This window comes from Desulfotomaculum defluvii (genome assembly GCF_054657375.1).
Map to the genome: position 1 here is coordinate 165,721 of NZ_BAAHYV010000001.1, position 19,005 is coordinate 184,725.

Annotated in this window: 13 protein-coding genes; 3 read left to right on the forward strand and 10 right to left on the reverse strand. The window is 43.4% G+C overall.

Features of this window, described 5'->3' with window-relative positions:
* Nucleotides 1-264: 264 nt before the first annotated feature.
* From glmS to ACYQ03_RS00800, 5 genes are all read right to left on the reverse strand, one after another.
* The gene (gene glmS, locus ACYQ03_RS00780) at nucleotides 265-2,094 is read right to left on the reverse strand and encodes a glutamine--fructose-6-phosphate transaminase (isomerizing) (RefSeq protein ID WP_459906920.1); all 1,830 of its coding nucleotides are present in this window, start codon (nucleotides 2,092-2,094) and stop codon (nucleotides 265-267) included.
* Nucleotides 2,095-2,552: 458 nt separating this feature from the next.
* Entirely contained in the window at nucleotides 2,553-3,887 is a 1,335-nt protein-coding gene (glmM, locus tag ACYQ03_RS00785; protein WP_459906922.1) for a phosphoglucosamine mutase, read from the reverse strand.
* A 165-nt stretch (nucleotides 3,888-4,052) separates the two neighbouring features.
* Nucleotides 4,053-5,051, reverse strand: a complete 999-nt coding sequence (locus ACYQ03_RS00790; protein WP_459906924.1) for a CdaR family protein — start codon at nucleotides 5,049-5,051, stop codon at nucleotides 4,053-4,055.
* Complete coding sequence (gene cdaA / locus ACYQ03_RS00795; RefSeq protein WP_459906926.1) at nucleotides 5,048-5,872, reverse strand: diadenylate cyclase CdaA; 825 nt, start codon at nucleotides 5,870-5,872, stop codon at nucleotides 5,048-5,050. The genes ACYQ03_RS00790 and cdaA overlap by 4 nt, the downstream gene beginning before the upstream one ends.
* A 294-nt stretch (nucleotides 5,873-6,166) precedes the next feature.
* Nucleotides 6,167-6,478, reverse strand: a complete 312-nt coding sequence (locus tag ACYQ03_RS00800; protein ID WP_459906928.1) for a CapA family protein — start codon at nucleotides 6,476-6,478, stop codon at nucleotides 6,167-6,169.
* 289 nt (nucleotides 6,479-6,767) lie between these two features.
* Here ACYQ03_RS00800 and ACYQ03_RS00805 point away from each other — a divergent pair, with 289 nt between their 5' ends.
* The 3 genes from ACYQ03_RS00805 to ACYQ03_RS00815 all read left to right on the forward strand — a co-directional run bounded on the left by ACYQ03_RS00805 (nucleotide 6,768) and on the right by ACYQ03_RS00815 (nucleotide 12,816).
* On the forward strand, nucleotides 6,768-8,360 hold the full coding sequence (locus tag ACYQ03_RS00805; RefSeq protein WP_459906930.1) for a DUF4127 family protein: 1,593 nt from the start codon (nucleotides 6,768-6,770) through the stop codon (nucleotides 8,358-8,360).
* A 751-nt stretch (nucleotides 8,361-9,111) separates the two neighbouring features.
* On the forward strand, nucleotides 9,112-9,747 hold the full coding sequence (locus tag ACYQ03_RS00810) for a hypothetical protein (protein WP_459906932.1): 636 nt from the start codon (nucleotides 9,112-9,114) through the stop codon (nucleotides 9,745-9,747).
* 117 nt (nucleotides 9,748-9,864) lie between these two features.
* Nucleotides 9,865-12,816, forward strand: a complete 2,952-nt coding sequence (locus ACYQ03_RS00815) for a sigma-70 family RNA polymerase sigma factor (RefSeq protein ID WP_459906934.1) — start codon at nucleotides 9,865-9,867, stop codon at nucleotides 12,814-12,816.
* 138 nt (nucleotides 12,817-12,954) lie between these two features.
* On the opposite strand, the gene cimA is transcribed toward ACYQ03_RS00815, so the two are convergent.
* The 5 genes from cimA to ACYQ03_RS00840 form a co-directional block, all read right to left on the reverse strand.
* Nucleotides 12,955-14,544 (reverse strand): citramalate synthase, encoded by a 1,590-nt coding sequence (gene cimA, locus ACYQ03_RS00820; protein WP_459906936.1) that lies wholly within the window; start codon nucleotides 14,542-14,544, stop codon nucleotides 12,955-12,957.
* Nucleotides 14,545-14,614: 70 nt separating this feature from the next.
* Complete coding sequence (gene leuB, locus ACYQ03_RS00825; RefSeq protein ID WP_459906938.1) at nucleotides 14,615-15,685, reverse strand: 3-isopropylmalate dehydrogenase; 1,071 nt, start codon at nucleotides 15,683-15,685, stop codon at nucleotides 14,615-14,617.
* Entirely contained in the window at nucleotides 15,678-16,178 is a 501-nt protein-coding gene (leuD, locus tag ACYQ03_RS00830; protein ID WP_459906940.1) for a 3-isopropylmalate dehydratase small subunit, read from the reverse strand. Before leuD ends, leuB begins: the two co-directional genes overlap by 8 nt.
* Nucleotides 16,179-17,441, reverse strand: a complete 1,263-nt coding sequence (leuC, locus tag ACYQ03_RS00835) for a 3-isopropylmalate dehydratase large subunit (RefSeq protein ID WP_459906942.1) — start codon at nucleotides 17,439-17,441, stop codon at nucleotides 16,179-16,181.
* Nucleotides 17,442-17,469: 28 nt separating this feature from the next.
* Nucleotides 17,470-18,987 carry a 2-isopropylmalate synthase gene (locus tag ACYQ03_RS00840; RefSeq protein WP_459906944.1) on the reverse strand — a complete coding sequence of 506 codons (1,518 nt, stop codon included), beginning with the start codon at nucleotides 18,985-18,987 and terminating at the stop codon, nucleotides 17,470-17,472.
* Nucleotides 18,988-19,005 lie beyond the last annotated feature (18 nt).

A 19,005-nucleotide genomic window follows, 5' to 3' on the forward strand; every position in this document is an offset into this window, starting at 1 on the left:
TTAACTTTGAAGAATCCTAGTAAGAGTATTCTATCACCCATAATTCGAGAAAGTTTAAAAATTATGTCGAAACAGATAAATACATTTTCATTTGTCTGATTATTTAGGCTGAAAGATTTGAAGCCAGACAAGAACACCACCACTCTATAAAGGTGGTGGTGTTCTTTGTTCTTAAACTTTCCTGAAATCATTCTCAAACTATATTGCAGCATTCTCATACTTTAATGAAAAAGACACTACAACAATATCAATATCCTATATTCTCTACTCCACCGTCACGCTCTTGGCCAAATTCCTCGGCTTATCAACATCACAGCCGCGATATACAGCCATATAATAGGCTAAAAGTTGCAGTGGAATCACGGTAATAATGGGTGCCAAGATCGGGTGGGTTTTTGGAATGTAGAGTACTTGGTCTGCTACCTTTTCTACTTCGGTATGGCCTTCCATTGCCAGAGCAATTACCGATGCATCTCTGGCTTTTACCTCTTTGATGTTGCTGACCATTTTTTCAAAAAGGCTTTGCTGGGTGGCCAGGGCAATTACTGGGATATTCTCCACGATCAGGGCCAGGGTACCGTGTTTTAATTCACCGGCAGCATAGGCCTCGGCATGGATATAGGAGATTTCCTTAAGTTTCAGGGAGCCTTCTAGTGCTACGGCATAGTCTAGGCCACGTCCGATGAAGAAGGTATCCTCTGCCTTATGGTATTTATGGGCAAATTCCTTAATGGGTTCAATATCATCCAATACTTCCTGTGCTTTGGTATAGATCGATTTAAGGTCGTCAAGAATTTCTTTAATGTTTCCGGCTGCCAGGGTGTTACGCTCTTGGGCCAGATAGAGGGCCAAGAGGTACATTGCCACTAGCTGAGTGGTATAAGCTTTGGTGGAGGCCACGGAAATTTCCGGCCCAGCCCAAGTATAGATAATATCGTCTGCTTCACGGGCAACGGAGCTGGCAATAACGTTGGTAATGGCCACCACTCTAGCACCACGGCGGCGAGCTTCTCTGAGTGCTGCTAAAGTATCGGCAGTTTCTCCAGATTGGCTTACGACCACAACCAGGGTTTCTTCATCCACAAGGGGATCCCTATAGCGGAATTCCGATGCAATATCTACCTCCACTGGAATACGTACCAATTGTTCGATAACATATTTGCCCACCAATCCAGCGTGGTATGCAGTACCGCAGGCGGTAACAATCACTCGTTTAATATTTTGAATTTGCTGGGGGGTCATTTTGATTTCGTCTAAAACTACTTTATCACCCTCATGGGAGATTCGGCCTTTCAGAGTATCTCTAAGGGCTCTGGGCTGCTCATTGATTTCCTTTAGCATGAAGTGATCGTAGCCACCCTTTTCAGCCTCTTCAGCATCCCAGGTTACTTCAAAAATGTCCTTTTGCACAATTTTCCCGGTAACATCCTGAATGATAACTTTATCTGCCCTTAGGTCAACTACGTCACCGTCATTAAGCAGGTAGCATTTCCGGGTGTGCTTCAATAGGGCAGGAATGTCTGATGCCAACAGGTTTTCTCCTTCACCCAGACCAACAACCAAGGGCATATCCTGACGAACCGCGATAATGCGTCCCGGTTGATCTATGGAGATGGTCATAATGGCATAGGAGCCTTCCAGATGGGATACTGTTTGCTGTACCGCTTCAATGAGGTCTCCTTTGTAAAAATGTTCGATCAGGTGTGGGATAACCTCGGTATCAGTCTCGGATTTAAAGATATGTCCCATTGAAGAAAGCCATTCCCGTAACTGCAGATAGTTTTCTATAATCCCATTGTGAACAACCGCGATCTTCCCATCATTGGAAGTATGGGGGTGAGCGTTCACATCACTGGGGCGTCCGTGGGTGGCCCAGCGGGTATGACCAATGCCAATGGTGGCCTCCACTTCCCTACCGACCAGGGCCTTTTCCAATTCGGCCAAGCGACCTCTCTTTTTCTCAACTTTCAAACCATCTTTATCTAAAACAGCAACGCCGGAAGAATCATATCCTCTATATTCAAGTTTCTTTAAGCCATCTAAAATAATAGGGGTTGCAGGTTTACTACCTACATAGCCGACTACACCGCACATAAATGTCGACCTCCTTAAAATAGTTATGCCGCAACCATAGGGTCACGGCGTCATGCTTTTTGTGTAATTTTCCCCCGATAAAGGCAATAAAATACCCGGGCGTAAAACATTGACAAAATGTCGCCTGTTAATCAACCTGCAGACTTTGTACCAAAAATTACTCTCTGGTTTTGTTCTGCGCTTACGGCCGCGATCTAGCCGGAGGGCATCCGCCGAAATATCGATACTCCCTCTCCTCGTCAACCCTCAAGGGGGTTCTGGCGCTTGTGTATTTAGTTGTGGCAAGTTATTTTACAGGCATCACCTCCTTTTCTAGCTTTCAATCCTAAATACTGCTTTGAAAAGTAGCACCGTCATTCAACGGTGCTAGGCACCTGGGTTGTCGTTCTAACGGGAGCTAAACCCTTCGTTAGCCTTAATGAGTCTTTAAGTTACACTATTATATGATGTGGGCAACATTAAATGTTGCCCACAATTTCTGACATTTTTTCTACAATTCGCTGTAGCTCATCCATATCCTTTCCTTCTACCATAATCCGCACCAATGGTTCGGTACCGGAAGGACGGACTAGGATGCGACCTTGGCCAGCTAAATCCCGCTCAAACCTGCGAATGGCTTCGGAAATAATGGGGCTGTTCATGACATAGTTCTTATCTTTTACATGCACATTCTTAAGAATCTGGGGGTACCTTTCCATTTGACTCGCCAGTTTGGCCAGAGGCATATTACTTTCTTTCACTACAGACATAAGTTGCAGTGCAGTAATTATACCATCTCCAGTGGTATTGTGCTCAAGAAAAATAATGTGGCCGGATTGTTCTCCACCAAAACGAGCACCGGTTTCCAATAGTTTTTCCAATACATATCGGTCTCCCACTTTGGTTTCTACCACTTCAATATCGTTTCTCTGTAAAGCCTTATGTAGGCCGAGGTTGCTCATAACAGTAACTACGGTAATGTTCTTGCGTAGTTTCTTTTTAGACTTTAGATGTTTGGCGCATAACACTATTATTTGGTCACCATCAACCAAATTACCTTCATGATCCACAGCCAGTACTCTGTCGGCGTCTCCATCATGGGCTAGACCAAGGTCAGCTCCCTGCTTGACAACCTCCTCCATCAAAGTCTCAGGATGGGTCGATCCACAGCCAGCATTGATATTAACACCATCTGGCCGGTGAAATATGGGAATAACCTCGGCACCCAGTTCGGAATATATTCTGGGTGCGACCTGATAAGCAGCTCCATTAGCACAGTCCACTACTATTTTTAACCCTTTGAGATCAGTGGAAATGGTAGTCTTAGCATAGTTAACGTATTGGTCTACTGCATCTTCCACATAATACAGCCTACCTAGGTCTCCCCCAGTGGGCCTGGGTAGTTCTGTGGGATCGTCCAGAGCCATTTTTTCTATCTGATTTTCCAATTCATCCGGTAGTTTGTAGCCACTGGGTCCAAAAAACTTGATGCCATTATCCTGAACAGGGTTATGGGATGCTGAAATTACAACTCCTGCCCCTGCCTTTAATTTTCTTGTCAAATAAGCAATACCCGGTGTAGGTAATACCCCAACTTTATAAACATCCACACCTACGGAACATATTCCTGCCACCAGAGCTGCTTCTAACATATCACCGGAAATTCTTGTATCCCGACCTATTATCATTTTATTGGGGTGACCCTGCCTAGTTAAGACATAGGCCCCAGCTCGCCCCAACCTAAAGGCAAGTTCAGCTGTAAGTTCTGTATTAGCAACCCCACGTACCCCATCGGTACCAAATAGTTTAGCCATTAAAAATCTTTCCCCCTATCTGTTGAGGAAGTCAAATATTTCTATGCCATGCAAATTAAAGTAATTATACGTTCATTTATTTTGCATGTCAATTTACAAGAATAGTATGAACAAGACCTGCCGTTGGTCCTTTGTTTGCCCTGGAAAAATTCACAACTCTTTAAACTACTCTCCCGGGCTTGGCTGCTTTGCTTCATCGCCTTCATCAGTATTTCCCTGAGGCGGTGTCTCCTTAGGTGGTTCTGGCTCAGCCGCAGGCTGTTTAGGTTTTACTTGAATGGCCACCTCAACCTTCCCTGGAATCAGGTCTACTACTCCAGAGGGCAACTGCAAAGGTACATCTCTGATAGTATCTTTGCTAATACCGTCAATATTGATGACTTGAGTACTAATACTATCCAAATTATTTAGAATTTCCTCTGGTGCATATACCCTTACATTGGTTGGCTGGGCAATAACTCGTACAAGCTGAAAATTGGTCTCAGGGCTACCAGTATAACTGGGCAATATGGGTAAATCACGATAAGGTAAGGAACGAGTAACAGGTACCAATATCTTAACCCTCTCGGGTGTTGCTGATAGTCCCGTGGGCAGAGGTACTGTCTGTACTTGTTCTATATTTTGAGATGCGCCAGATACATCTACATTAATATTGATACTTGTTACGTTTTTAAGAAGACGAGCTGTACCATGAACTAATACTGTGCTCGGTTCAATTACAGGTTCCAATACAGTATATCCGTACTTGGATTCCCCCTTGATTACTGCATTAACCGTTAATTGTTTTTGAATAACTCGGTCTGCCGTAATTTCCAATCGAGCTGGTTTTACCTGAACCACCTGTAATCCACTGGGAGCTGTTACCTGCACCGGGCGGTTGTTGACTCCTTCCTGCAAATTACTTAAATCCACAGTGGCTTGAAAATCTTGAGCCCTCACACCTGATAGCTGAATAATGTTTTTACCCTGGACACGGACAACAACATTCTGAGGTAGTTCGCCGATCGTTAGCCCTTGGGGTATCGTACCCCGGGTATCCAACATTACGCGAAATTCCTGTTCCTTGCCGGGGTTGTGAACGATATTTACATATAACCAGAGAATAATGGCCAGTAAAAAAGATAGCAACAACATTGTTTTGTTGCTCAATCTCAGGCGAATCATTCCTCGTTCCTCCTTAATACCCCGCTCAGTGAGTTATTGGTCTTGGGTTCCAAGGCTTCGGATAATTTTTGTTTGAGGGTTGATTCATCCAACATACGATCTAAAACACCATCAAGAGCTAGGGAAATAGCTCCGGTCTCCTCCGATACTATGACTGCCAGGGCATCAGATACTTCCGTAATCCCAATTCCCGCCCGATGGCGAGTTCCCAATTCTTTGCTAATATCTGGATTCTCGGAAAGAGGCAGAAAACAAGCTGCTGCTGCCACACGGTCACCCCGAATTACAACGGCCCCATCATGGAGGGGTGTATTAGGAATAAAGATATTGACGAGAAACTCACCGGACACAATTCCATCTACCTTGACCCCTGTATCAATATACTCTTCCAAGCCCGTAACTCTTTCTATGATAATAAGGGCACCCATTTTGTTTTTGGTCAAAACAGTAATGGCCCTTACCACTTCATTAATCATACGGCTTCTATCTGCTTCCTTCAGAGTACTCATTGATCTGGCAAAAAACTTGCCTCGCCCGAGACTTTCCAGAGCACGCCTAAGCTCTGGTTGAAAAACAATGGGCAAGGCCACCACCAGACCTGTCATTACCTGTTGTAGCAACCAGTTCAGGGTATATAAATGAAACCAGCTGGTGACAGTGGTTCCCACCAACAGAACCACCAATCCCTTAATCAGTTGGACGGCCCGAGTGCCTTGGATAATTCTCATAAAACGGTAAATTACATAGGTCACAAGGAGAATGTCCAAGATGCCAGTTAAATTTATAATGTCAAGGTTTAGCGCCTTCAGTTGTGGTAGCAACTGGCACTCCCCCTATATCTGATATTTTCTAGTATAACTAAAATTCCTGGGCTAATCCGCCATATACATTTATACTTGAAGTTTTTCGCTATTAATTTGCATTAACCTTCTGGTAAAAATAATGAATTATTTCACTACCTAACATTTCTTAGTTTTTTATTATACACGGGTACCTAGAGATTAGGTTTAATTTTTAAAAATAAAAAAGACAGATTCTTAATCTGCCAAAGTTTTAATCAAGATTCAATTTCTCCATTATCATTTAAGGTTACTCCAAAGGGCTTGGAAAGTATCTCAATTCTGTTTATTTCTGTGGTTTTCACATCCCCCTCTAATATCCGGGGTTGACCTCGATCCAAACGAGTTGGTGCTGGAAGTGAAGACAAAATTACCAGTACTGTAGATAATAGGTTTCTTCTGATAAATCTCCACTACCTGTAAGCAGTGGGAATGGTGTCCCAGGATTATGTCGGCACCATTATCTACCATTAATTTGGCCAAGGTAGTCTGATCTGGACCAGGGTAATCACCTAATTCTTTACCCCAGTGAATTGAAACAACCAATATATCAACCTTATTATGAACCTGTTTAATTGTATCAAGCATCACTTTAGTATCCCAACCACTGGTGCTTATGTCCGGCCACCCACCCCGGGTAGGGCACTACTCGGCTGAAGGAAAGGGCACCAATTTTTAAGCCATTACGTTCTCTTATCACCATCCTTTCATTATATGATGTCCCTTGTCATTTTAGAAACGAAAACTATCAGACAATTCGGCCCAAAAAATACCAAAAAAATTTATATAGCAGGAACGTTTTTGACAATTTATCGTCCTTATATTTAAGATGTTCTTGTTTTAGCTAAATATTTCTATTATTAGAGGTAAAATAACCATGAAAAGTATCTTTTTCCTTTGTTTGTCTCTATTTCTTCTTACGGTTTTTCCACAATCAACGGCCAACGGAAATTCCGATATAAAGGAACCCCTTAAGGAAAAATTATCGGGCAAAGTATTGTTTGTGCCTTTGGATGAAAGGCCAGTCAGTTTGGATTATGTAACTGAGACCATTGGTGGAGCAGGGATAGAGGTAATTATACCGCCTAGGGAATTACTGTCCAATAAAAAAATAGCAGCAGATACCGACAAGCTTTGGCAATGGGTATTTGAAGAATGTCCTCGAGTAGACTATCTGGTGTTGTCCAGCGATAACATGCTTTATGGGGGGCTTATTCCTTCCCGTATACACTCCCTTGATATGCAGGTCTTAACCAACCGGGTCGCTAATTTCTCTAAGATCAAAAAAATCAATCCCAAAGCAAAGGTTTATATTTTTACTACGATTATGCGATCTCCAAGGGAAGGTGGTAACACCGAAGAACCTGATTACTACCTTACTTATGGCAGCAAACTATTTCAGTACAGTGCCTTATTGGACCGATCAGATATGGGAGCCTTAACCCTGGATGAAGAGAAAAAACTTGCTCAATTGCGAGCAAGCATCCCCCAAACCATCCGTAGTGATTGGTTTAACCGCAGGGCTAGGAACCTGAATGTTACCAATCAATTAATAGGTCTTAACAAAAAGGGTATTGTCGACTACATGGCCCTTACTCGGGATGATTGTGCGGTTTATTGCGCCAGTCACCATGACTTCCGTAGGCTGCAGGACGCATTTAGGGGACTACCCCAAAGCCAATTTGTTACTTTCCCTGGGGCCGATGAACTGGGTATGGTATTGTTGACCCGGGTTACCAATGAATTGGCCAAGGTCACACCAAAAGTGTATATTCAATATGCACCGGGGGCTGGGGGCAACACTCTGCCTGGGTATGAAGACCAACCTTTATCTGCCACACTTCTGGATCACATTATTGCAGCCGGCGGCATTACTGTGGCAAATCCCTCCGAAGCAGACCTTATCCTAGGAGTTAATAGCCCGGAAAATGGTGTCACTGGAGAGGCGGATGCTGCCCACAATATTATTCAAAACAGGACCAGTACTGCCAAATTTGTGGCAATTCTTCAAGATTTTCTGCAGCAGAATAAAAATGTTGCCGTTGCTGATATTGCCTTTTCCAATGGGGCTGATAATACCCTCATGGACCTGCTGGAAAAAGAAAAAATGCTGCCCAATCTAAAAGCCTATTCCGGCTGGAATACCTGTAGTAACAGTGTTGGCTATGCCCTGGGCCAAGGTATGCTGGCTGATTATATGGATGTTGAGCTGCAGCAAAGGCTACTGTTCATTAGATATTTGGACGACTGGGCTTATCAAGCAGATATTCGTCAAGCCATTGAAAGAGAAATCCTTTTCCCCTTGGGCTATGACCGAAATAATTTAGGCCCACTGGAAGCTAAGGTAAAGGAAGAAATACAGACGCGGTTACAGACCTTTGCTGATAACCATAATTTTAATGTTAAGATACAAGAAACTTCTCTGCCCTGGCATCGTGCCTTTAATATTAAGATTGAGATAGAAACTTAAAACCTTGAGATCCTTGGCTATCGCTTAGAAGACAAAATTATAATAAAGGTACTTATATCATTAAACCTATCCCTAACATACATTTAAACAAAGGGAGTGTCGCTGGCTACTTAAAAGTAGTTCGCGACACTCCCTTCTTAATTTATCCCAAAACTAATCCGCACTCCTATTCAAAAAGGGTATTCCATTAACTAATTAATCGAAGCTTACGGTTCTTTATGGCACTACAGTTTGGCTGCTTGCACTTGCCGCTGCCATAGGGAGCAGACCAATGGCCAGTATAGCACCTTAATATATAAAAGTGGCAGATATGATCGTTCAATTGCAAATCTCGGAGCGTGTAACTCAAAGGGCCATTTGTTAGAATCAATATTCCTTTACTAAAGGTTTTTCCCGTCTTTCGTCTAAATAATAGTTAAATATAAACTTTGGAGGTGCTTTATGCGAAGAGACATCTATTCCTGATTTTTTGGGGTTTGTTAATAGCCCTTTTTCCCTTTATGTCATCCTATATTTTTTGCATTGTTAGATTGTCTATAAATAGAACAACTGTTTGATGAGGAAGTTTCGATATGATAGAATACCCGGATATGCGAAGAAAGCAATAGAAAAAGACAAAATAATCCTAGAGCTTTTGATATCAACTGCAAATGTTAGGACGAAAAATAGGGCTTGTTTCATTAAGTTTGTTTTAAGCACATTATTAAGTGAATTGGTTAATCATTAATACATAAAAAGGAGAAAATGTACTATGAAATTACATAAAATATTTGCATTACTCGTAGCTCTTATATTAATTACTTTAACTGGCTGCGGCAGTACGGAAACAGTAAAAAAGGAACAGGATGAAAGTACCAGCATCGTATTTGCAGACAAAATTTTTGAAAGTTACGCAAGGCAAATAATTGGCAAACTATCAGGTGATCTTACTAAAAAGGACTTTGAAGGCATTAAGCAAGTGGAATTTGGAATAGGGAATATAAGTATATCATATCATCCATACAACTCTGAAGCTGAGGCACCTTTCGATAAGATTGATCTTGGCCCGATTGATGAGATTGAACTTCCGAAGTCTTCAGAAGACTTTAAATATTTTACTAACATGGAGAAACTCAATGCTTCATTCATACCTACTAAAAATATAGAATTTGTAAGCCATATGCCTAATTTAAAATACTTAAAATTAACTGACGCTCCAAATGATTTATCGCCTCTCAAGGAATGTACTAAGCTTGAATATCTGTCTTTAGATTTTAGTCAGGTTACGGATTTTTCACCATTGAGTTCATTGGGCAATTTGAAGGCTATTGATATGATTGGCGGTACTAATGAGAGTGAAATAGAGGGTAAGATAAAAGCGGTAATCCCTAATGTTGAAATAAACTAACTCATGCTTCCCATTTTACTGATATCTTAAAAGCAAAAAATTTATCAGTATTTTAAGATTTATTAAACTAATTGATTGTCTGTATTATAGAGCATCATTTTATAAGGAGATGGGAGCATGATGGATTATTTAACACTTGTAAAAAGGGCCATTGAAAAAGACCAGGATGCCTGGAGTGAAATTTATAACAGAACCTCCAATATGATTTATTTTACTTCATATTCCATACTAAAAAACAAGGAAGATGCCCTCGATGTTATGCAAAGCAGTTACATAACTGCCTTCAGCAAAATAGGGCAGCTTAAAGAGGCCGCTTCTTTTGAAGCGTGGCTCAAAAGAATCACGGTAAATAACTGCAAAAATTTATATAAGAAAAAAATGCCCAATTTATTATGGACAAATGAAAATGACGCGATGACCTTAAACAACATGGAAGAGCAGCGCGAAGACTTTCTTCCGGAGGACTATATAGTAAATCAAACAAAGCGACAGCAGATAATGGAAATAATTAATAGACTGCCTGATGCACAGAGAATTACCGTCCTACTCTTTTACTATGACGAACTATCCGTTAAGGAAATCGCTCAAATAACGGAATGCAGTGAAAGTACTGTGACGAGCCGCATAAGCTACGCAAAAAAGCATATAAAAAGCGAGGTAGAAACACTGGAGAAAAGAGGAGATAAGTTATATGCAGCAGCCCCAGTACCTTTCCTGGCAAGGCTATTTGCAGAAGAAGCAAAAGCAACCCAGGTTTCTCTTCAAGACAGTGCATCTGTATGGCAACAAATCCTCTCTTCAATCCATGAAAGCAGTATCTCCGCTGCCTTACAATCGGGCGTTCAGTCAACCACCTCAGCCCAACAATCCATTTCTGGGATGAAAGGAAATCTTATTTCACGGATAGCCGGAGGTTTTGCCAAGCTGAGCGCACCTGCCAAAATAGTTTTAGTAGGAGCAGTATCTGTTGGAATTATGGTGGCCACTGTGGCCATGGCCTTGGGAGAAAAAGCTTCCAACCTTACAGCAGTTCAGGCAGTTGAGACGAAGGTCGAAGAGCATCAGCCTGCCCTTGGAGTTCTGGTAGACAAAGTTTATGACAATGCGGGATATTTTAGGGATGGTGTTTGTCCTGTAAATGTTCACGGCAAGTGGGGAGTTATTGACACTGTGGGCAAGTTTATAATGGAACCCCAATGGGACTACATGAGCCTTTGCTCCCAGGATGGTTACTTGATGGTCGGAAACTACCTTGGAGAGACCGAGTCTGGCGAAGGTACATATATAGAATGTGGATTTATCGATATAAAAGGCACTACGGTTGTTCCGATGCAAAAGTCTATAGTTGAGCCTGCCATGGTCTTTTTAATCGATGCAAAATACCTGGGAAATGATGCCTTTTCAATCTATACTTACGATAGAGGACTTATTTATTACGACAATGGCGGCAATGAAATCCCTCCTGTAACAACCGAATATGCCCCGGAACTTCAATATATCACTATAAAAGAGGAAAAAGGCGATGAACATCAGTGGGGTATTGCCGATAAAGAAGGTAATGTAATTATAAGGCCTCAGTACACCATGGCCTTCAGCATGGGCGGCGGCTTTTTTGTAGTCAACGAGGGCGGACCGGTCGGTGAGTTTGCACAGGGAGGTACCTGGAAAATTATCAATGAAAAAAATGAACTTGTAATGGATCTTGGGTCTGACAGCTTCTATTATGTCCAAGGTGAACCAGGACACGGATGGGGAGAATCTTTTCCTCTGCATACTCCCATGGGGACTTTAATCGTAGGAGCAGTTGAAAAGAAGAATGAAGGTGGGCAAAAACTTCTTGAACAGTACACCAACCTGACAAGGACTGAATTCCAATCAATTACGGCATCTTCCAGTCTTTCACCTGCCGCATCGCATACCTATGGGCCTCAAAATGTTGCCGACGGCAATGACTTAACTGCCTGGGTGGAAGGAGTTAAGGGAAATGGAGAAAACCAATGGCTTCAGCTTTCAGGCGATGGAAAAGCGCCAATTAAGACTATAGTTATCAGCAATGGGTACTGCAGCAACAAGGAGACTTACCTGAAAAACAGCCGTGTAAAGGAGATGGAACTGGAATTTTCCGATGGAACAAGCCATGTTGTAAAACTTCCAGACAGCATGTATGAATATACTCTCGTGAATCTTCCCCAGGAGGTGTCCACAACCTCAGTAAAATGTACCATTTTAAGCGTATACCCCGGAGAAAAATACACTGATACCTGCATTAATGAAATCGCCTTTTTTGGAGAGAAGGTGGCAGGGCGGGAGAACGGTGGGACTCATCCCCTTGCCAATAGTGCCCATTCGGATAGTAGGGGTACGCAGGCCAATGCAAAAGAGGGAAAAACCCCCACAGCAGCCCTAATGGGCGATCCAAAAATGTATGCAGCCTATTATGAAATACTACAAAAGAGAATCGATGAATACGGCACACTGCCGCCTGGTCTTTACGATGCTGGGGTCAACTTGGCTGCTATTAACGGTGTTGCCTTTGCTACTGTATTAAATTTTGATGAAAATAGTACCGAAGAACTACTTATTTTCTATAACAATAAAGAATCCAACGGCAGCCCCTATAGCTATGAGGTCTGGGGCTATAACGGGTCTGCGCATTTAATAGCAAAGGAACAAGTCAATGCTTATGGTGGAGGGCGAGATGAGTGGTGTCATCTTGAAGTATACAAACAAGCTAAGAATTCCTATGTTGTGAATGACTTGTTCCATAAAGTATATGAAGACAGATTTCAGGATAGGGACAGTTACCATGCGGAGAACCATTATACCTACAGTACTATAGTAAATAACAAGTGGATAACAAAAGAACTACATCATTCTAGTGAAAACTATTATTCTTGGAATGATAACGGATTAGAGGAGAAAAAACGTGATCCATCCGAGTATGAAAATAGACCTATTCCTTGGGAGGGGGCTGAGTGCATCTTTTCATTTGACGCATATTACTATTCTGATGAGTATGCGGAGCAATTGCAGAAGGTTTTGAATGAGCTGAAAAAGTATAAGTCATAATTACCGATAGTGATGTCAGCGAAACAAAAGAATAGCTATATGCGACGCATTCTTCTCATAATGCAACACTTGCAAACAGCTAACGCCAAAAATCAAAAGGCCCTTGTTCTTGCCAAATAGGCAAAACAAGGGCTAACATTAGCTATTAACTTTGCTTTTTTCCAGTAAACCATAGGCCATACTATCAGCCAAAGCTTGCCAACTTGCTTCTATAATATTGGTAGAAACCCCCACGGTACCCCAGTTCTTTTTGCCATTTCCGGTCTCGATAAGAACACGTACCTGGGCTTCGGTTCCGGCCTTTTCTTCCAGCACACGAACTTTATAGTCCAGAAGACGCATGCCGGCCACTTCTGGATAGATCGTTTCCAAAGCCTTTCTTAAAGCGTTATCCAGAGCATTTACTGGGCCATTGCCCTCGGCTGCAGTATGAACTATTTCTTCGCCTACCCTCAGCTTAATGACTGCCTCTGAATAAATGGGGTTCTGTTCCCTCATCTCTAGAATAAGCCTCATGCTTTCCATTTTGAAGGGTTCTTTATAGCCATTAATAGCCTTGCGGAGCATTAGTTCCAAGGATCCTTCTGCAGCTTCAAACTGGTAACCACGGTGTTCCATGTTCTTTAGCTGTTCCAGTACTTGCCGTCCTTCTGGGCTGCTTTTGTCCAGATGGAGTTCTTTATATTTGTAGAGGAGGTTGGAGATACCTGCCAGCTCAGACATCAGCACACGCCGCACATTACCCACCAGTTCAGGTGGCATATGTTCGTAGGTTCCGGGTTCCTTCATTAACGCACTAACATGGATACCACCCTTATGGGCAAAGGCGCTTTCACCCACAAAGGGTTGATTAGCAACTGGGTTTAAGTTGGCCAGTTCATATACATACCTAGAGAGTTCTGTCAGGTAGGCTAGGTTACCCGCTGGAATAGAAGTGTATCCCATTTTAAGGGTAAGGTTTGGGATGATGGAGCATAGATTGGCATTGCCACAACGCTCCCCTAAGCCATTGATGGTTCCTTGTACCTGTGTAACACCTGCTTGCACCGCCATGATGCTATTGGCCACAGCCATTTCCCCATCATTATGGGCATGTATACCCAGTTCCACTCCAGGCAATTCTTGGGCCACATGGCTTACGGCCTTGTAAATTTCCTGAGGCAGATTACCGCCATTGGTATCGCAGAGAATCACCGCCTCTGCTCCCCCTTGGACTGCCGCCTTCAAGACTGCTAAAGCATATTCCTCATTGGCCTTGTATCCATCAAAAAAGTGCTCACCATCAAAGAAAACAGTCATACCTTTACTCTTTAAGAATGCTACAGATTCTCTGACAATCCGCAGATTTTCTTCAAGGGTAGTATTTAGGGCCTTGGTCACGTGGAAATCCCAGGTTTTGCCGAAAATTGTTGCTACCTTTACGCCAGCTTCCAGTAATCCATTTAAATTGGCGTCTTCGCTTGGTTCCACACCGGGTTTACAAGTGCTGCCAAAGGCTGTAACCTGAGCATTCTTTAAGCTATGGTGTCGAATCCGATGAAAGAATTCCATATCTTTGGGATTGGACCCTGGCCAACCCCCTTCTATATAATGGAAGCCCAGTTCATCTAGCCTTAGGGCGATCTTAACCTTATCCTCTGCCGAAAGGCTTACCCCTTCACCCTGAGTACCATCTCGCAGGGTGGTGTCGTATATTTTAACTGTCCTTAAATCCCCAATTTCAACCACCTCATATTAGCTTATACTGTATTCTTTGGGTCGGCCATGGACCCAAGGCGCATGGCTTGACCCGATATTCTTAACCTATAGCCTTTATTATGGCATCGGTCATCTCAACGGTGCCTAACTTCGTTTTTCCTGGTTGCAGGATATCACCGGTACGGTATCCCTGGGCCAAAACCTGATCCACAGCCTGTTCAATGGCCGCTGCTTCTGTGTCTAAGCCAAAGGTTATACGCAGCATCATGGCAGCCGATAAAATAGTGGCAATTGGGTTGGCTAAATTTTTACCGGCGATATCTGGGGCTGAACCATGAATAGGCTCGTATAGGGCCACCTGCCCCCCCAGACTGGCAGAGGGCAACATGCCGATGGAACCAGTAAGCTGAGAAGCTAGGTCTGTGAGAATATCCCCAAACATGTTCTCGGTGACCATCACGTCAAACTGTTTAGGATTACGTACCAACTGCATGGCACAGTTATCAACATACATATGACTCAGCTCAACGTCGGGATACTCAGTGGCCAAACGTTCAACTACTTCACGCCATAGGCGGGAGCTCTCCAGAACATTGGCTTTATCCACAGACATCAATTTTTTATTTCTCTTTCTGGCCATTTCAAAGCCCAAGCGGGCTACCCGCTCAACTTCCGCAGTGGTATATTCCAAAGTTTCTACTGCTTTTTGTCCGCCATCGGGCAATTCTTCCCGGCGTTTCTCTCCGAAATAAAGGCCACCAGTTAATTCCCGGATAATTAAGACATCCAAGCCAGAAACCAATTCTTCCTTTAATGGTGAAGCCTCGGCTAAGGCCGGGTTTACCACCGCAGGCCGTACATTGGCATAGAGACCTAATTTTTTACGTAGGGGTAATAAGGCACCCCTTTCTGGTCTTAAATCCGGTTCCAGGTTATCCCATTTGGGGCCTCCCACTGCACCAAGTAAAATAGCATTGCTATTCCGGCAAACTTCTAGGGTTTCTTCCGGTAGAGGGTGCCCGGTGGCATCATAGGCAGCTCCGCCTATGAGGGCTGTTTGGAATTCAAACTGCCGCTGATACTTCTCCCCAATGACCTGTAAAACTCGTACTGCTTGAGGAACGATTTCCGGCCCGATACCATCACCGGGCAATAGAGCTATTTTATACATCTTGATTCACCCGTCCTTTAACATAGCTGATTAGTCCACCGGCATCGATGATTTTCCTCATAAAATCAGGAATAGGTACCGCTTGATAGGTCTTACCGGTGGTTTGGTTAGTAATGGCACCGGTTTCAACATTTACGGTAATAACATCTCCCTCATTTATTTCATCAATTGCCTCAGCACATTCAAAGATGGGTAATCCAATATTAAAGGAGTTTCTATAAAATATCCGCGCGAAGGATTTTGCAACCACACAGGAAACTCCTGCGGCTTTAATGGCGATAGGAGCATGTTCCCGGGAACTACCACAACCAAAGTTTTTACCAGCCAGCATAATATCGCCAGAACCTACTTTGGAGGCAAAGGTAGGATCGCCATCTTCCATGCAGTGTTTAGCCAGCTCAACCGGATCGGAGCTGTTTAAATAGCGTGCTGCAATAATTATATCGGTGTCTACGTCGTTGCCAAACTTCCATACTTTACCTTGTAGATTCATTTACAGCACCTCCTCAGGATGAGAAATATGACCAGTCACGGCACTGGCTGCAGCCACAGCTGGGTTAGACAAATAGACTTCACTTTCGGGATGACCCATACGACCTACAAAGTTACGGTTGGTGGTTGAAATGCAACGTTCACCCTTGGCCAGAATACCCATATGCCCTCCCAGGCAAGGTCCGCAGGTGGGTGTGCTTACCACAGCACCGGCATCCAAGAAGATTTCAAAGAGGCCTTCCCGCATAGCCTGACGGTAGATTTCTTGGGTTCCCGGGATAATAATTAATCTTACGCGTTTATTAACCTTTTTCCCCTTCAGTACTTCCGCTGCTATTCTCAGGTCTTCCATCCGACCGTTGGTGCAGGACCCAATCACTGACTGATCAATATCCACATGGCCAGCTTTACTTACAGGTCGTGCATTTTCTGGCAAATGGGGGAAAGCTACCTGAGGTTCAATATCTGCTACATTGAACTCAAAGACTTCTGAGTACTGAGCATCGGGGTCACTGGTGAAGAATCTATAGGGGCGTTTGGTGCGGCCTTCTACATATTGCCGGGTAATTTCATCCGGCTGGATAATACCGTTTTTACCTCCAGCTTCTATGGCCATGTTGCACATGGTTAGGCGACCATCCATGGATAACTGGCTAATGGCTTCCCCACAGAATTCCATGGCTTTGTACAAGGCACCATCCACACCGATTTTACCAATGGTATAAAGGATTAAATCCTTTCCACCAACATATTTGCTTAATTTACCGTTGAAAATAAACTTCATGGATTCAGGTACTTTGAACCAGGTCTCACCCAGGGCCATGGCAGCAGCCAAGTCGGTACTACCCACCCCAGTGGCAAAGGCTCCCAAAGCACCATAGGTGCAGGTGTGGGAATCAGCTCCGATAATGACATCACCAGGTCCCACTATACCCTGTTCCGGGAGTAAGCAATGTTCAATACCCATCCGACCAACTTCAAAGTAATTTGTTAGTTCCTGGTCATGGGCAAAGTCCCGTACCATCTTAGCCTGCTCGGCAGATTTAATATCTTTGTTCGGTGTAAAGTGGTCAGGTACCAGAGCCACCCTCTCTTTATCCCAAACTTTTCCCAGGCCAATCTTATTGAATTCTTTGATGGCTACTGGTGCGGTAATATCATTAGCTAAAACTAGATCGACCTTGGCATTAATTAGTTCTCCGGGTTTTACCCCTTCTTTGCCTGCTGCTGCTGCTAAAACTTTTTCTGTTATGGTCATTGGCACGGTACTTCACCCCTCTTGTTGATGATCTCTACTTCATGTCGTAGATTAATTTATTTACTGCATTTACATAGGCCTTAGCTGAGGCCTCTAGAATATCAGTGCTGATACCACGTCCGGTATATATCTTTTCATTTTCGCCACACCGAAGCTTTACTGTCACGTCGCCCAATGCATCTTTACCACCTGTAATGGCATTAAGGGCATAGTTTACTAAAACACAGGAAAGTCCGGTAATTTTGTCCACGGTTTTATAAATAGCATCCACAGGACCATCTCCACAGGCAGCCTCTTCTTTTAATTCCTCACCGCACCTAAGTCCCAAGGTAGCAGTAGGTACAACAGAAGTACCAGTGGAAATATGCAGGTATTCTAACACATAGGTATCTGGAATATGCTTTATCTCGTCTTCCACTATGGCCTGTAGATCTTGGTCAGCAATTTCCTTCTTTTTGTCAGCTAAAACCTTAAACCGACTAAAGGCAAGATTTAATTCTTCTTCATTTAAACTATAACCCAGTTCCGCCAAACGATCTTTGAAGGCATGTCGCCCAGAGTGTTTACCCAAAACCAGATTGTTCGCTATAATCCCCACCTGTTCGGGATTCATTATCTCATAGGTGGTTCTTTCCTTTAGTACACCATCCTGGTGAATACCGGATTCGTGAGCAAAGGCATTCTTCCCCACCACAGATTTGTTAGGTTGCACAGGCATACCAGTCAAGGAACTTACTAACCGACTGGTCCGATAAATCTCCTGTGTGTTTATGCCTGTTATTAAACCATAGTGATCTTTCCTAGTATGCAACCCCATAATCACTTCTTCCAGAGCAGCATTACCAGCCCTTTCTCCAATGCCGTTAATGGCACCTTCCACCTGTCTGGCACCGGCTCCCACTGCAGCCAACGAGTTTGCCACAGCCAAGCCCAAATCGTCATGGCAATGAACACTGACAGTGATCTTATCCATACCTGGGGTATTTTCTATGATGTATCTAATGAATTTGGCATATTCTTCAGGTGTGGTATAACCCACGGTATCCGGTATATTAATTACTGTTGCACCGGCCTTGATAACTTCTCCAAAAATTCTACAAAGGTAATTCTGATCTGAACGGGAGGCATCTTCCGCAGAAAACTCTACGTCGGAGGTGTACTTTTTGGCATGTTTTACAGCAGCCACAGCAGCCTCAATAACCTGTTCCCGATCCTTCCGCAATTTATATTTCAGATGAATATCAGATGTAGCAATAAAAGTATGAATGCGTGCTTGTTCTGCGTCTTTTAATGCTTCCCAAGCACGATCAATATCTTTAAAATTTGCCCGGGCCAAGCCTGCTACGGTAACTCCTCTTACTTCCTTGGCCACAGCCTGCACAGCAGCAAAGTCACCAGGGGAGGTAATGGGAAAACCAGCTTCAATTATATCTACGCCTAACCGTGCCAACTGCCTGGCTATTTGTAGTTTCTCATTTAAGTTTAAGCTGACCCCCGGAGATTGCTCGCCGTCTCTTAGGGTCGTATCAAAGATATACACCTGGTTGTTCAAACCATTCCCTCCCATATT

Excerpts from the sequence above, each read along its gene's own strand:
- ACYQ03_RS00790 (WP_459906924.1), bottom strand. The coding sequence starts at position 5,051 with ATGATTCGCCTGAGATTGAGCAACAAAACAATGTTGTTGCTATCTTTT.
- glmS (WP_459906920.1), bottom strand. The coding sequence starts at position 2,094 with ATGTGCGGTGTAGTCGGCTATGTAGGTAGTAAACCTGCAACCCCTATT.
- leuB (WP_459906938.1), bottom strand. The coding sequence starts at position 15,685 with ATGTATAAAATAGCTCTATTGCCCGGTGATGGTATCGGGCCGGAAATC.
- leuD (WP_459906940.1), bottom strand. The coding sequence starts at position 16,178 with ATGAATCTACAAGGTAAAGTATGGAAGTTTGGCAACGACGTAGACACC.
- ACYQ03_RS00805 (WP_459906930.1), top strand. The coding sequence starts at position 6,768 with ATGAAAAGTATCTTTTTCCTTTGTTTGTCTCTATTTCTTCTTACGGTT.
- ACYQ03_RS00815 (WP_459906934.1), top strand. The coding sequence starts at position 9,865 with ATGATGGATTATTTAACACTTGTAAAAAGGGCCATTGAAAAAGACCAG.
- glmM (WP_459906922.1), bottom strand. The coding sequence starts at position 3,887 with ATGGCTAAACTATTTGGTACCGATGGGGTACGTGGGGTTGCTAATACA.
- ACYQ03_RS00800 (WP_459906928.1), bottom strand. The coding sequence starts at position 6,478 with ATGCTTGATACAATTAAACAGGTTCATAATAAGGTTGATATATTGGTT.
- ACYQ03_RS00810 (WP_459906932.1), top strand. The coding sequence starts at position 9,112 with ATGAAATTACATAAAATATTTGCATTACTCGTAGCTCTTATATTAATT.